This is a genomic window from Bacillus sp. RB3 (assembly GCF_030164735.1).
GTDB classification, from domain to species: domain Bacteria; phylum Bacillota; class Bacilli; order Bacillales; family Bacillaceae_G; genus Bacillus_A; species Bacillus_A cereus.
Genome location: NZ_JASNGE010000012.1, coordinates 143818 through 159407 on the forward strand (window position 1 = coordinate 143818; position 15590 = coordinate 159407).

The following is a 15590-nucleotide window of genomic DNA, read 5'->3' on the forward strand; positions in this document are numbered from 1 at the left end:
TAATTTACCAATATAAAAATAAAGTGTATAATAGGGTTCTCCTGGCCAGGGGAACCCTATTTTTGTTGTAAAAATGAAGGAGAGTGTATGTACGTGAAACAAGGTGAAGCAAGTGTAACGTCGTTAGTATCAGCTTTCAGCAGGGCATATCATAGTGAATTTGATAATCCGAAGGTCTTTGATGATTATATCGCTAAAGAATTCATATCGCCAAAAGAACGTAACAATATTGAAACGAACATGGTTCAAGGGATTCACTTTTTCAATACAGACATTGCAGAGCGGTTTCAAGACAATCCAAAAGAAATATTAAAATGGATTACACAAGTTCAGTTATCACCAACACCTTTAGCACGTGCCGCATATTGTGAAAGAGTATTACTACATGAAATTACATTAGGAGCGAAACAATACGTCATACTCGGTGCAGGCTTAGATACGTTCAGTTTTAGAAACCGAGAGTTAGAGAATAAAATAGAAATATTTGAAGTGGATCATCCTTCTACGCAGGCGTTTAAGAAGGAAAGAATAAAAGAAGTAGAACTTGAAGTTCCAAATAACCTTCATTTTGTTTCGATGGATTTCACGAAAGGATTTTTCTATGAGCAGTTACAGAATGAAGGATTTGAAAATAAAAAGACGTTCTTTAGTCTATTAGGTGTAACGTACTATTTAACGAAAGAGGAACTTTCTAGTTTAATAGAATGTTTATTTGAGGTGGTTCCGGCAGGAAGTTCTATCGTTTTCGATTATCCCGATGAAAACTTGTTTACGGAAAAGGGACTGTCCAATCGAGTTGAAAATATGGTAAAAATGGCTGCGGTAGGCGGAGAACCGATGAAATCATGTTTTTCTTATGCCGAAATGGAAGCACTGTTAGAGAAGGCGGGCTTACTCATTTATGAACATTTATCGCCAGAAGACATAAATAAATTATATTTTGAAGGACGAAACGATTATTTGAAAGCTTTTGAGACAGTGCATTATGTGCATGCGGTGAAAAGGTAGGAAATTAGTAGGCATGGGGAGGAATCTCTGTGTCTTTTTTTATAAAAAAGGAAATGAGCTGTAGTGGTGGAAAATATAATTATAAATATATATAAATTAATGTTTTGTAGAAACTAAAGGAAAGGGGAAATAGAAGATGTTGAAATTACAAGGGAAATACAATGAAGCAAAAGTGTTTACTACGAATGTAGAAAAAACTGCAGCAGGTCAAATTATTGATCTTTGTAACCAAGAATTCGTAAAGGATAGCAAGATTCGTATTATGCCAGATACACATGCGGGTGCAGGTTGCACGATTGGGACAACAATGACAATTCAAGATAAGATTGTTCCTAATTTAGTCGGGGTTAACTAATCGGCTCAGACTTTAAACTACTCACTCAATTGACTGGGAACCCTAACGATAAAAGGCGAGGGCAATCAGCAGCCAGTGGTTATGGTGACATAATCGAATGGTTCAGAGACTTGTACCATGTTAGCAGACTAAGGTACAGAATTATTCCTCATCCATTTTGAGTTGAAGAGGAATAATTAATACGGTGAGCCTACAGTAGAGACTGCATATCTCGATGACTGTAGAGAAGGTATAGTCCACACTTTCAGGAAACTGGGAGGTAAGTACGATATTGGTTGTGGCATGGAGGTTGTTATAATTAATAAGAAAAAAGAGGAAATCAACTTCGATTACTTAGACGAAACGATACGTAAATTTGTCCCAAGTGGTTTTCGTATTCGAGATAAGGAACATAGATTTTCAAAAATGATTGATTTTGATAGTGTAAGAGCCCCGTTTACATTGCAACGTGCTCAAAAAAGTATTGGTACACTTGGCGGGGGCAATCATTTTGTCGAACTGAATGAGGATGATGAAGGAAATGTATACATTGTTATTCATAGTGGTTCGCGTAATTTAGGGAAACAAGTAGCAGAGTATTATCAAAACTTTGCTTACGAGCAACTTATAAACGTTAAATCTATTAAAGAAGAAATTATTGAGCGTTTAACGAAAGAAGGCAGACAACAAGAAATACATGAAGCTTTACGTGAAATTAAGAAACCGGTGATTCGTAAAGAATTAGCTTATTTAGAAGGACAAGGATTTAAAGATTACATGAATGATATGAAAATTGCACAAAAATATGCGGAGTTAAATCGTAAAGCAATGATTGATGAAATCGTCACTACAATGGATTGGAAAGTAACAGATCAATTCACTACAATCCATAACTACATCGATATGGACAATATGATTCTAAGAAAAGATGCTATTTCAGCTCAGAAAGATGAACGAGTAATCATTCCAATCAATATGAGAGATGGTTCAATCATTGCATTTGGTAAAGGAAATCCAGATTGGAACTTTTCTGGCCCTCATGGAGCAGGGCGTATTATGAGTCGCAAGAAGGCGAAAGAAGTACTTAACTTAGAGGATTTTCAAAATACAATGACAGAGGTTTGGACTACATCTGTTGCAGAAAGTACTTTAGATGAAGCACCAATGGTATATAAGCCAATGGATGAAATTATTGAGAATACAAAAGAAACAATTGATATTAAACATATTATTAAGCCACTTTACAATTTTAAGGCTAATTAAAAGAGGAGTAACGTTTATTAAAGAAAGAGAACTTGAAAAGATAGCATATTTTGTGGCGGTTATATAACAGAGATTAAAAAGACAACATATTAAACTAAGAGATTCATCATATTCATTTACATTTATGTAATGTTAAAGACTAGAAAGCTAGATTGGCGCGAATTGCTAATTGTGGAGTGTGTAGAAAAGACAAAATCTCTTAAAAAACACTTAATTTTTTATTCCATTAATCTTTACAATCTCCCCTTATAATGTGAATTGGACAAGCACCTAAGAGAAGCAGAACATGTCAGTTGGTACATTCTATTATTAGGGGGAGAATTTGTATGAAAAAGACAGTTGCTTCGTTAGCAGTTATGGCGGCATTATTACCGACATTTTCAGCACATGCGGAAGGGAAAGAGCAAGTTCGAAAATCAGCTACAACTTTTAATGTTATTAGTGACATTCAAGGTGATTTAGGAGATTTTGATCACGTATTAAAAGATATGAATAAAGTAACGCCACTTTCTAGAGCGCTTATTATGAATGGGGATATAACGCCGACTGGACAACAGTCACAATATGATGATGTAAAGCGTGTGTTAAATAAAAATAAGCATCCAGAAAATGTATGGTCTACTGTTGGGAATCATGAGTTTTATGCTGGTAAATGGACAGCAGATGGGAAACTCTCCCAAAGTACATGGCCAAATGGTGTAACTGAGGAAACTTTATTTAACCGCTATCTGAAATTTAGTGGACAAGAAAAGGTATATCATAAAAAAGAATTAGATGGCTATCCACTTTTATTTTTAGGAACTGAAAAATATATGAAATACCACGATTCAAAAATGTGGGATGAAGTATATATGAGTGATGAGCAATTAGGTTGGTTAAAACAAAATTTAGAAGAGTATAGTCAAAAAGATAAAAATAAACCAATCTTTATTTTCTCTCATCACGTTTTACCTGATACAGTATCTGGATCAAGACAATCACCATATTTACAAGATTATTTAAACGTGGATAAATTGTACGATATATTAAAAGACTATCCGCAAGTTGTTTTCTTCACGAGTCATACGCATTGGGATTTAAACTTACCTGACTGGGCTGGTAAAAAGAAAATTAAAGGTGGAGATGAAAAAGGTTTCACTGTTGTAAATACGGGCGGGATTGAAACAGGCTGGATGTCAGCAGGACCAAATGGAGGAGAGAAAACTGCTCCAGATGGCTATTCATTTAAACAAGGGTTACAAGTGAAAGCATATGGTAACGATGTAATTGTGACAGCTTACGATTACAAACGTGATAAGGATATAAAGAAGTTATTAATTAGTGATTCAAAAATTGCGCAGATGGCACCAAATGTAACGGCAGATGATAGTGAAAATATAATTGTCGGTGCAACTGAATATATGGAGTATTCTATAGAAGGAACGAATGAGTGGCATACGTATAGTAAAGCAAACCCTCCGAAATTTGATGGGGATAAAGTCGTATACGTACGCCATAAAGGTGAAATGAATTTAGAGCCGGGATTAACACAGTTACTTCGTTTTTCGGTAAATAAGTGATTGGAGGGAGTCTGCATTTGAATGTGTGGGCTCTTTTTTTGTTGATGAGAAAGGGGTTGCCTGTCTGTCGTTTTTTGTCGATAGATCGATATATTAAGAAAATCGTTGATATATTGCAAGTTACGATAGATATATTTGAAAAATCGTTGGTATAAATTTCATGTACCGTAATTAAGTTAAAATCATTAATACGGTTTTACTTATCAAAACGAAATTCTAATACATTTTTAACCGAGAAAGGTGACTTCACCATTTTTACGTGTAATAATAGTAACGTTACATATATTGTGAAAGAAGTACAAAAGGAGCGTTACAATGAATTTAGCTAAATTCCCGAGAAAAAAATATACAGAATCATATACACCAATTGAAAAGTTAAACAACTTTTCTGAAGCACTTGGTGGCCCGACTATTTATTTTAAACGAGATGATTTACTTGGTTTAACAGCTGGTGGCAATAAGACGAGAAAGTTAGAATTTTTAGTTGCGGATGCACAGGAAAATGGTGCAGATACGTTAATTACAGCTGGTGGTATTCAGTCAAATCATTGCCGCCTGACACTGGCAGCTGCGGTAAAAGAAAAAATGAAATGTATCCTTGTATTAGAGGAAGGGCTTGAGCCAGAAGAGAAGAGAGACTTTAACGGAAACTATTTCTTATATCACTTATTAGGTGCTGAAAATGTCATTGTTGTACCGAACGGAGCAGATCTTATGGAAGAAATGCATAAAGTAGCACAAGAAGTAAGTGAAAAAGGGAATACACCATATGTAATTCCAGTTGGTGGATCAAACCCTACGGGTGCTATGGGATACGTTGCTTGTGCGCAAGAAATTATGGCGCAATCATTTGAGCAAGGAATTGATTTCAGTTCAGTTGTTTGTGTAAGTGGTAGTGGCGGTATGCATGCTGGTTTAGTTACTGGTTTTTCTGGAACACAAAGCCATATTCCTGTAATCGGGATTAACGTAAGTAGAGGAAAAGCTGAGCAAGAAGAGAAAGTAGCAAAACTTGTAGATGAAACTTCAGCACATGTTGGTATTCCAAACTTTATCTCGCGCGACGCTGTTACGTGCTTTGATGAATATGTAGGACCAGGCTATGCGTTACCAACGCCGGAAATGGTAGAGGCAGTTCAGTTACTTGCGAAAACAGAAGGTATTTTACTTGATCCAGTGTATACAGGTAAGGCAGTAGCGGGATTAATCGACTTAATTAGAAAAGATAAATTTAACAAGGAAGACAATATTTTATTCGTACATTCAGGTGGTTCACCAGCTTTATATGCGAATACTTCTTTATTTGCGTAAGTGTAAAAAGCATTGGGTATCCAATGCTTTTTTGTTATATACTGGAATTATCTAGAGGTGGGAGGATGATATGAATTCAAATTTAAAATGGATCATATATATGGTACTCGGCATTTCTATTCTATTAATCTTATTTGCGGCTTATGGGGTGTATTCTTATTTTACATTTTAAAACGTAATGGAAGTGAACCATAATGTAATGTATGTTTTAGTTTGATATGTTAATTACTTACAATACTTTCTACAAGGAGAATACATAATGAGAGCAAAGAAACTAGTAACGTTAGCAGTTCCATTTATGCTGTTAGTCGGATGCGAGGTAGGAGATAAAGATTCTACTCATAAGACTGAGCAAACTAGTAAAGCAATAACGAAAACAGTAATTTCTGAACAACAGTATCCGTACTACATATGTGAGCAAGTGGTAGAGTTCCAATTTAAGAAGGATGAACTGTTACTAAACTTAGGAGAATCCTTAAAGGACAAAGAAAAAGCAAAAGCTGTTTTAAAAACATCAAACGAGATAGATAAAATTTTAGACAATATGGAACACATAAAAGTACCTGATACATACAAAGACATTCACAAATCCATACAAGAAGGGGTAACAGAGGCAAGAAAAGCAACGAAGTTAATTAAGGATGCTGGTAAAGAAGATAAACAGAAGATTCAAGAAGCTACAATGAAAGGTACTGAATTTTTATCAGGTGTAGACGGAGAGCATTGGAAAAAAGCAATTTATGAGTTATCACAGGAAAACAAAGATGCTTATAGTAAGGCACTTGATAAGAAAGTAAAGGAGCACTCAAAGTAAAACAGTAACTTGTAACAATACATATCCACCTAAAATTTCCGCGAATGCTATGCTAGGAAGTTAGGTGGGAGATTACTGTCCTTAAATGTGGTTGATTAAAGCTACAGCCACATTCTCCTGTTCTAATTAACTAAAAGAAGAACTTCCCCATCCCGATTAGACTACTGATCATTCCTATTCCACTCATGGTGCCTTTTCCTGCTGTAAGTAAGTTTCCAAGCATTCCTAGCTGACCGTTACCTCCGTTATTTCCCCATCCCATTGGGGCCCACGGACCACCCCATCCTGGAGAGTTTCCGAAAATACCCCCGTTATTGGTATTGAATTTAAAAGCCTTAGCTGGCGGCGATAGTAAAGCTGCGAGATGACCTTGTGCGAACATCCCTGTATGATTGAATGGTTGCGCCCAGGGGAAGGGAGGTTTTTGAAAATTAAAACCTGCATGACCTGGTAATGGAGTCCAATTAGCAGGGTGACCTTGTGGTAGTATCTCTGCATAATTAATTGGCTGCTGCCCCCAAGAGAAGGGAGGAGGTTGGGGATTGAACCCCGTATAATTGGCTGATGAATTCCAACTAACTGGATAGACTCGGTAACTCCAATTCTCAGGAAGCTTCAAATCATTCATTACCTCAGATGTAGTTATTTCGGGCTGTGAATATAATGAAATTTGGTTAGTATATTGTTGCCCATTTCCCTTTGAATTCAAATACCAATATTGGTCCATACGCTTATTCTCCTCACTTTAAAAATGTAATGTTAGACTTAGCCTATGTAATATTCCTTTTTATGGATGGTTACATAACTAGATCTACAAGCCTGTATTTAAAGGAATGGGTGCGTAGTCTTTTTGATTTTTCTCGCTGCCTGTAAAATTCCCATTGATGTAAAGTTTCACTTTATTTTAGAAGGGGATTTTCAGTCGCTTCTTTTTTGTATTTCAGCCTAATTTAAATTCCATTAACAAATATTTTTATAAAGGTTTAATCAACAAAAAGATTTTAAAATGGTATGTTGAGCAAGTGGAATTGCTAAAAAGAGAATATCCATTCGAAGAGTTTGGCAAAATACTGTAAGGGTAATGTTTTCTTGTGCAAATATGTAAACGATTTAAACGAATCAATGAAATTTATAATGAAGGGGCAATTAAATATATGAGTGAAACATTACATAAAAGAAAACCACCATATGTAATGCTTGTAATCCTTTTTATTGGGGCATTTGTTTCATTTCTAAATAACTCCCTTTTAAATGTAGCCTTGCCATCAATAATGAAAGATTTAAACATTCAAGATTATTCAACGATCCAGTGGCTTTCTACAGGGTATATGCTTGTAAGTGGTATATTAATTCCGGCCTCAGCATTTTTAATAACGCGTTTCTCGAATAGGAGCCTATTTATTACATCTATGGTGATTTTTATTCTTGGTACTGCCTTAGCGGCTGTAGCACCTAACTTTGGTTTATTACTTACTGGTCGGATGGTTCAAGCGGCAGGCTCTTCAGTTATGGGACCTTTGTTAATGAATATTATGCTAGTAAGCTTTCCAAGAGAAAAAAGGGGAACAGCAATGGGGATTTTTGGACTAGTTATGATTACAGCTCCAGCAATTGGGCCGACACTATCAGGTTATATTGTAGAGTATTATGACTGGCGTTTGCTTTTTGAAATGATTTTACCGTTAGCAATCATTAGCTTACTGTTAGGGATTTGGAAATCTGAGAATGTCATGAAACAAAACAAAAATGCAAAACTTGATTATCTCTCATTACTATTATCTTCTGTCGGTTTTGGCGGTTTGTTATATGGATTCAGTTCTGCAAGCTCCGATGGTTGGACAAATAAAGTTGTCTTAACAACCTTAATCATAGGCGCAATTGCCCTAATTGCTTTCATTATTCGTCAATTAAAAATGGATGAGCCGTTATTGGATTTACGTGTTTACAAGTACCCAATGTTTGCACTTGCGTCTGTAATTGCAATTGTCAACGCGGTGGCCATGTTTTCGGGTATGATTTTAACACCAGCTTATGTACAAAACGTCCGTGGCATTTCTCCGCTGAGCTCTGGACTGATGATGCTTCCAGGTGCGGTTATAATGGGGATTATGTCACCAATTACAGGTAAACTATTTGATAAATATGGTCCTCGGATTCTTGGCATAGTGGGGCTTTCCATTACAGCTGTTTCAACTTATATGTTGGCAAGTCTGCAAATTGACTCTAGTCACACACATATTATTCTTATCTACACACTGCGGATGTTTGGGATGGCGATGGTTATGATGCCACTTATGACAAATGGTCTTAATCAATTGCCAACTCGCTTAAACCCGCACGGTACAGCTGTTAATAATACGGCTCAACAAGTGTCCGGTTCGATTGGTACTGCTATTCTTGTTACGATTATGAACTCTGTAACAAAAACAAAAGCTGAAAGTTTAATGTCTCATATAGATCCAACAACCTTTACAGAAACTACGAAGGCAATAGTAACTCAGGAGGCTTTATTATCTGGAATTCAATATTCATTTTATGTAGCGCTTGGCATGAATGTTGTTGCACTACTATTAGTTTTTTTCGTTAAACGTGTAGATACAAGTGCGGAAGCTGTCGAGAAGCTAAATCGGTAGAGAAAAATAAAACGCTTGATAATGATTCCTACAAGTTTTTTACTGCTAAGGCGCCAGTATTTAAAATGGGAAAAGAACTGAAAGAAGCAGTGATATAATTATGTAGTGAAAGAGGACCTGATGTTCATATCAGGTCCTCTTTCACTAGTAACACGGTATATTTGCTTATCGTATTGCTTTAACTAAACTACTGATTTTTCGAATACTACAATCTTAAGAGCGTCAACTTCTTTGTTTTGGGGTGTTTTAGAAGAAAATGAATCAAAATAATCGTTTTTATAAACAAATACAAGAGATGGGATCCATTTGCAATTTCTCATAAACATTACAAGTTTAGATTATCTTTTAACACCAACATTAAAAGGCTCCAACTATATTTATTCGCTTCATTTTAATTTAGTATTTTTCTACAAGTTATAAATCTAATTGCCAAGCTTATACGTAATATCATAATCATGAATAGTTAGGGAAAAGATAAAATAAGGTAATCAATTACATATCTTTATCCCAGGCGATTAGTTGCTATTTCCTCTTTATTAAATGGGATATGTTATTTCATGCTTTTTTGAAAGGGTGTTTTAAATGGAAAAAAAAGTATCTGCCATTCCTCAGCCGAAAACATATGGACCGCTGGGTAATCTCCCATTAATCGATAAAGATAAACCGACCCTATCCTTTATCAAGATAGCGGAAGAGTATGGTCCCATTTTTCAAATTCAAACTTTAAGTGATACCATTATTGTCGTTTCCGGACATGAACTGGTAGCAGAAGTCTGTGACGAAACACGGTTCGATAAAAGTATAGAGGGTGCTTTAGCAAAAGTTCGCGCCTTTGCTGGAGACGGATTATTTACAAGCGAGACTCACGAGCCTAACTGGAAAAAAGCTCATAATATTTTGATGCCTACATTTAGCCAACGGGCAATGAAAGATTACCATGCTATGATGGTTGATATTGCTGTACAACTCGTTCAAAAATGGGCACGGCTTAATCCGAATGAAAACGTGGATGTTCCGGAGGATATGACTCGCCTTACGTTAGATACAATTGGTCTATGTGGTTTTAATTACCGATTTAATAGCTTTTATCGTGAGACCCCTCATCCTTTTATTACTAGCATGACCCGTGCTCTAGATGAGGCGATGCACCAATTGCAGCGGCTGGATATAGAAGACAAACTTATGTGGAGAACGAAACGTCAATTTCAGCATGATATCCAATCTATGTTTTCTTTAGTAGATAATATTATTGCTGAACGTAAAAGTAGTGGAGATCAGGAAGAAAATGATTTACTTTCCCGTATGTTAAATGTGTCAGATCCGGAAACTGGTGAAAAATTAGATGATGAAAACATTCGTTTCCAAATTATCACTTTTTTAATAGCTGGGCATGAGACAACAAGTGGATTGTTATCTTTTGCAATTTACTTTTTATTAAAGAATCCGGATAAATTGAAAAAAGCCTATGAAGAAGTAGACCGTGTTTTGACAGATCCTACTCCAACATACCAACAAGTTATGAAACTGAAGTATATACGGATGATTTTAAATGAATCACTGCGTCTATGGCCTACCGCTCCAGCATTCAGTCTCTATGCAAAAGAAGATACAGTGATTGGCGGGAAATACCCAATTAAGAAAGGAGAAGATCGTATTTCTGTTCTTATTCCACAGCTACATAGGGATAAAGATGCATGGGGAGACAATGTGGAAGAATTCCAACCTGAACGATTTGAAGAGCTGGATAAGGTTCCTCATCATGCTTATAAGCCATTTGGAAATGGCCAGAGAGCATGTATCGGTATGCAATTTGCACTTCATGAAGCCACTCTTGTAATGGGAATGCTTCTTCAACATTTTGAATTAATCGATTATCAAAACTATCAGCTGGACGTAAAACAAACATTAACGCTAAAGCCCGGCGATTTTAAGATTAGGATTCTACCCCGAAAACAAACTATTAGCCATCCTACTGTTCTTGCACCTACAGAGGACAAGCTGAAAAACGATGAAATTAAGCAGCACGTCCAGAAGACACCTTCTATTATTGGGGCCGATAATCTTTCACTTCTTGTTCTGTATGGCTCGGATACAGGGGTAGCAGAAGGTATTGCAAGAGAATTAGCGGATACAGCTAGTTTAGAAGGGGTTCAAACGGAAGTGGTAGCTCTTAACGATCGAATTGGAAGTTTGCCAAAAGAAGGAGCGGTACTTATTGTGACTTCTTCTTATAATGGAAAACCGCCAAGTAATGCAGGGCAGTTTGTGCAATGGTTGGAGGAACTAAAACCGGATGAGCTAAAAGGTGTTCAATACGCAGTTTTTGGTTGTGGAGATCATAATTGGGCTAGTACCTATCAACGGATTCCAAGATACATTGATGAGCAGATGGCTCAAAAAGGAGCAACAAGATTTTCTAAACGCGGAGAAGCAGATGCAAGTGGTGATTTCGAGGAACAGCTCGAGCAATGGAAACAAAGCATGTGGTCTGATGCGATGAAGGCATTTGGATTGGAGCTCAACAAAAATATGGAAAAAGAGCGCAGTACTTTGAGTCTGCAATTTGTCAGTCGTCTTGGAGGATCTCCTCTTGCACGAACATATGAAGCAGTTTATGCGTCTATACTAGAAAATCGTGAACTCCAATCATCCAGCAGTGATAGAAGTACACGACATATCGAGGTATCCTTGCCAGAAGGCGCTACATATAAAGAAGGAGACCACCTTGGAGTGCTGCCAGTTAATAGCGAGAAAAATATCAACCGAATTTTAAGACGCTTTGGATTAAATGGGAAGGATCAAGTTATACTGAGTGCAAGTGGACTAAGTATAAATCACATACCTTTAGACAGTCCTGTTAGTTTATTGGACCTTCTTAGTTATAGTGTTGAAGTTCAAGAAGCAGCCACTCGAGCACAAATACGAGAAATGGTAACATTCACAGCATGTCCTCCTCATAAAAAAGAATTGGAAGCATTATTAGAAGAAGGAGTTTACCATGAACAAATACTAAAGAAACGGATTTCAATGTTGGACCTTCTTGAAAAGTATGAGGCTTGTGAAATCCGATTTGAACGCTTTTTAGAACTTCTTCCTGCGCTCAAACCGCGTTACTATTCTATTTCAAGCTCTCCACTCGTTGTACAGAATCGTCTGAGCATTACGGTCGGTGTTGTTAATGCGCCTGCATGGAGTGGGGAAGGGACATATGAAGGAGTCGCTTCTAATTACTTAGCTCAGCGTCATAATAAAGATGAGATTATCTGTTTCATTCGAACGCCACAATCAAACTTTGAATTACCTAAAGATCCAGAAACACCAATTATTATGGTTGGGCCAGGTACTGGAATTGCACCATTCCGTGGATTCTTGCAAGCGCGTCGTGTTCAAAAGCAAAAAGGTATTAACTTAGGAGAAGCACATCTATATTTTGGTTGTCGTCATCCTGAAAAAGATTATCTTTATCGTACAGAACTAGAAAATGATGAAAGAGATGGATTAATCTCTTTACACACAGCTTTTTCTCGTCTAGAGGGACATCCAAAAACATATGTACAGCATTTAATAAAACAAGATAGAATCAATTTAATTTCGTTATTAGATAATGGAGCTCATCTTTATATATGTGGTGATGGAAGTAAAATGGCTCCGGATGTAGAAGATACCCTTTGTCAAGCATATCAAGAAATTCATGAAGTCAGTGAACAAGAAGCAAGAAATTGGTTGGATCGTGTGCAAGATGAAGGGCGATATGGAAAAGATGTTTGGGCTGGTATATGACTGTTTCTTAATTAGATACATATTAACTAATGAACTTCTTTCGAATAAATTTCACTTTATTAGTATAGTGTATTTAGATGAATAGTGATTAACCGGACTATTTAGTATCTACTAAATAAAAAACAGGACCTGATATGCATCTATCAGGTCCTGTTTCACATAGACATTATACATCGATATTTTCCACGCATTATCAATGTTTGTAATGTAGTTAGCCTTTTGAGTCAGCTATAAAATCAGATATTATTTTTTCAATATCGAAAGGAGTAATCCCTTTATCCAAAGAAAAAATGCTTTCTGCTTCTTCGATGTCTTGAACGAGTTCACCTCTAGCTTCAATATGTAATCGGAACAAGTCATATAAATTCGGTTTAACTAAATTAGTTAAAGCCTTCCCAACTAGTATCATACCTTTTTGATTAGCCTCGATGGTATTATCATAAGTTAGATCTCTTGTAAGAGACAAATCTGTCCAAATCAATTTTCGTTCCTTTAAGTCTAAAATAACTGGAATAGAGATTTGGGTGTCGGCAGTAATATCCACTTTATCTTGAACAGTAGAAGGTTCAAATATTTCACCTGAACCAGGATATTGACGAACCATCCAACCAGTAAAGCATTCTGGTAAATCTTTATACGGTTGGTCTGTGTAAGAAAGCAAAGTCATTACTACATAGCGTGCACCATATTTCAGCACAGACGGAATATCGAAATCAATGAATTCAGATGCCCCCTTTGGTGCAGAAGTAATATCTCCGCTATGGTAGGCTTAGAAATTTTTTGAACGTAAGTTCGTGAAGGATACATGTTCTTTGTATTGCCAATCTTCGTCGTACATTGCAGCAGATAAATCAATGTCAACGCGTCCTGTATGTTGTCCATTCACATAGCCTTCTTTCCACCATAGGAAAAAACGAATCGTATCTCCTTCTGGCAAATCTACTTTACTTCCTCGAGATAATGTGCGAAGCGCTTTGCTGGCTGAACGTTGAGAGAAGGGAACTAAGTGATTTTTTAACTGTCCATCCAAAAATACTTTTCCGAGACTTGGAAGTTCTGCGAAGCGATTTTTTAAAGTATCTTCACACATTTTTACAATCATTAAACAAATATCCTCTGAGATAAATGGAAGTGTATTTTCGATACCTATAGCTTTTGCTACATTTCCCTTTGGAAAAAAGGTACGAAATTCATTTTTATCATTTCGATGCTTAAAATGAGCTGTGAGTTGAAGTAATACAGGAGTAGAAACGTTTCCTATTATACTTAGAAAATCTTCGAGAATATTGAAAACATCTGTTGACTTATCACTACATAAACGGATTAAATGATCCAAGCGTCTGGCAAATTCCCCCGGGCGAGTTTTTAAAAGATTTTTTGCTGTCATGATATCACGATTCAACAAAGCTGCTTCTATTTTCCCATTAAATGTTTCAACTTTAATGTTGTTGCGAAGAATCTCAAATGCTCGGTGGGTTTTTGGGAAACGAGTATGATATTCTGCTGGATGAAGAATTTCACCTAAACGAATCCAACGTTTTTTGTATCGAAGCATATCTTCGGTAATGTTTCCGCATTGCTCTAACAAACCTAAAAGGAAGCGTCTTTCTGCTCGGTTAAACTTCTTGAATCGGACGGAGGATGCTAAACTTACATCGCCTTCAGATAAAGCAACTGCAAGGCGAAGAACATCAGTTGCTGTTTTAAAATACTTTGCAGCAGCATCGGCTGATATTTTTCTGTTTATTAATAAAACCCCAATTATAAAAGACATATTTTCCTTATGAGGAATTACATTAGGTAGAAAACAGGAAACATCTTCAGTGTGTGTAATAGCCCATTCTACATCCGTCTTATCAGTTGAGGAAATAGAGCTGTTTGCACTAATCAATTGAGAAATCATTTGATTGAAATCTTCTTCACTTCCTAAGTCAATAACTTTCAAATCAACTCTATCTAAAAGAGGGAGTCGTTCTTCTACTTTTGATACAGGTAGGCGCAACGTCACATAATGAATAATGGCATTGATGTATAAATCAGCGTCACTTAAATCCATCATTTGTTGCGGAAAGTTTGGATACATAGGAGTAAACTGAATATGTGCTCCAACCATTTCTTTTAAATGTTTTACCAACTCTTTGTAAAATGATGTGAATGCATCAACCGAAAGGGTTTGCAACTCTTCTATTAAAGGCTCGGAAAAAGTAAATCCTAAACTTTCCAAGTTTTTTAAAACAGTGGCTAAATAAATGTTCGGTAGTTTATTTTCTTCTCTTTTTATAATTACTTTCAAACTTCTTCTTATGTAAATAGAATTTTTCATGAGAACGCCAGCTATTCACGCCTTATAAAAGAGGGGAATAGTCTGACTGTCCTCCTTTCAGTGGTAGATTTTTATTTTTATATGTATAAACACACTAATTGTAGAAAAATGCACAGAGGGTACATAGCTATTTTTTAGTGAAAAATTAGGGGTATAACATTTAGTTGTTAAGTGGTAATTTGTTAATTAAGAAAAGAAAACCTCTACATCAATGGTTGATAAACTAAAGTTTATTCAATCCCAAAGAAGAAAGAGGTTTTATAGTCTAATTATTTTTCATAGGGAATTGACAACTCTAAAACAATTTGAAATTTCTACAAAGAAGGAAGAATTGTCATAGCCTATGTGTTTAGCAGGAAAGTAACATCCCTATTTCGCCAAAGAAGTTAGAAGGAAGGAACGTCATAGCCTGCTTTATTAGTATATTCTCTTGCGAAGAGCAATTCAAGTATACTGTCTGATTTTTTATTTTTTTCTTAAAGGGGAATTTTCATGATTATCCTGCATTAACGGGCAGCCAGATTGGTGAGGGTGATTAAAGTTTCACTTTATAAATAGGGAGACC

General features: G+C 36.2%; 9 protein-coding genes and 1 pseudogene. 8 read left to right on the forward strand and 2 right to left on the reverse strand.

Features of this window, described 5'->3' with window-relative positions; translation table 11 throughout:
- Nucleotides 1-87: 87 nt before the first annotated feature.
- The 6 genes from QO049_RS17255 (at nt 88) to QO049_RS17280 (ending at nt 6289) form a co-directional block, all read left to right on the forward strand.
- Nucleotides 88-1008, forward strand: a complete 921-nt coding sequence (locus QO049_RS17255) for a class I SAM-dependent methyltransferase (protein WP_246960535.1) — start codon at nt 88-90, stop codon at nt 1006-1008.
- 136 nt (nt 1009-1144) lie between these two features.
- Nucleotides 1145-1363 (forward strand): RtcB family protein, encoded by a 219-nt coding sequence (locus QO049_RS17260; RefSeq protein ID WP_000916240.1) that lies wholly within the window; start codon nt 1145-1147, stop codon nt 1361-1363.
- Between the two features lie 282 nt (nt 1364-1645).
- A complete protein-coding gene (locus QO049_RS17265) occupies nt 1646-2605 on the forward strand; it encodes an RtcB family protein (RefSeq protein ID WP_284489361.1) in 960 nt (319 codons plus the stop codon).
- Between the two features lie 326 nt (nt 2606-2931).
- Nucleotides 2932-4164: a DUF4073 domain-containing protein gene (locus QO049_RS17270; protein ID WP_000754277.1), complete on the forward strand. Its 1233-nt coding sequence runs from the start codon at nt 2932-2934 to the stop codon at nt 4162-4164.
- A gap of 315 nt (nt 4165-4479) precedes the next feature.
- Complete coding sequence (cuyA, locus tag QO049_RS17275; protein WP_001046619.1) at nt 4480-5475, forward strand: D-cysteate sulfo-lyase; 996 nt, start codon at nt 4480-4482, stop codon at nt 5473-5475.
- Between the two features lie 259 nt (nt 5476-5734).
- Complete coding sequence (locus tag QO049_RS17280) at nt 5735-6289, forward strand: hypothetical protein (RefSeq protein ID WP_001201801.1); 555 nt, start codon at nt 5735-5737, stop codon at nt 6287-6289.
- 130 nt (nt 6290-6419) lie between these two features.
- Here QO049_RS17280 and QO049_RS17285 read toward each other — a convergent pair whose 3' ends face one another.
- Nucleotides 6420-7016, reverse strand: a complete 597-nt coding sequence (locus QO049_RS17285) for a hypothetical protein (protein ID WP_246960529.1) — start codon at nt 7014-7016, stop codon at nt 6420-6422.
- 427 nt (nt 7017-7443) lie between these two features.
- Between QO049_RS17285 and QO049_RS17290 the strand changes: the two genes are divergently transcribed.
- Both QO049_RS17290 and cypD read left to right on the forward strand, forming a co-directional pair.
- A complete protein-coding gene (locus tag QO049_RS17290; RefSeq protein ID WP_246960526.1) occupies nt 7444-8922 on the forward strand; it encodes a DHA2 family efflux MFS transporter permease subunit in 1479 nt (492 codons plus the stop codon).
- A gap of 582 nt (nt 8923-9504) precedes the next feature.
- Nucleotides 9505-12702: a bifunctional P-450/NADPH--P450 reductase gene (gene cypD, locus QO049_RS17295; RefSeq protein WP_246960523.1), complete on the forward strand. Its 3198-nt coding sequence runs from the start codon at nt 9505-9507 to the stop codon at nt 12700-12702.
- Nucleotides 12703-12913: 211 nt separating this feature from the next.
- Here the strand turns inward: cypD and QO049_RS17300 are convergent.
- Nucleotides 12914-15025 (reverse strand): annotated as a pseudogene (locus QO049_RS17300) (TerD family protein).
- Between the last annotated feature and the right edge of the window lie 565 nt (nt 15026-15590).

Bases quoted from the DNA above. Each gene is read 5' to 3' on its own strand.
- QO049_RS17270 (WP_000754277.1), top strand. From the start codon at position 2,932: ATGAAAAAGACAGTTGCTTCGTTAGCAGTTATGGCGGCATTATTACCG.
- QO049_RS17265 (WP_284489361.1), top strand. From the start codon at position 1,646: ATGGAGGTTGTTATAATTAATAAGAAAAAAGAGGAAATCAACTTCGAT.
- cuyA (WP_001046619.1), top strand. From the start codon at position 4,480: ATGAATTTAGCTAAATTCCCGAGAAAAAAATATACAGAATCATATACA.
- QO049_RS17255 (WP_246960535.1), top strand. From the start codon at position 88: ATGTACGTGAAACAAGGTGAAGCAAGTGTAACGTCGTTAGTATCAGCT.
- QO049_RS17260 (WP_000916240.1), top strand. From the start codon at position 1,145: ATGTTGAAATTACAAGGGAAATACAATGAAGCAAAAGTGTTTACTACG.
- QO049_RS17280 (WP_001201801.1), top strand. From the start codon at position 5,735: ATGAGAGCAAAGAAACTAGTAACGTTAGCAGTTCCATTTATGCTGTTA.
- QO049_RS17285 (WP_246960529.1), bottom strand. From the start codon at position 7,016: ATGGACCAATATTGGTATTTGAATTCAAAGGGAAATGGGCAACAATAT.
- cypD (WP_246960523.1), top strand. From the start codon at position 9,505: ATGGAAAAAAAAGTATCTGCCATTCCTCAGCCGAAAACATATGGACCG.
- QO049_RS17290 (WP_246960526.1), top strand. From the start codon at position 7,444: ATGAGTGAAACATTACATAAAAGAAAACCACCATATGTAATGCTTGTA.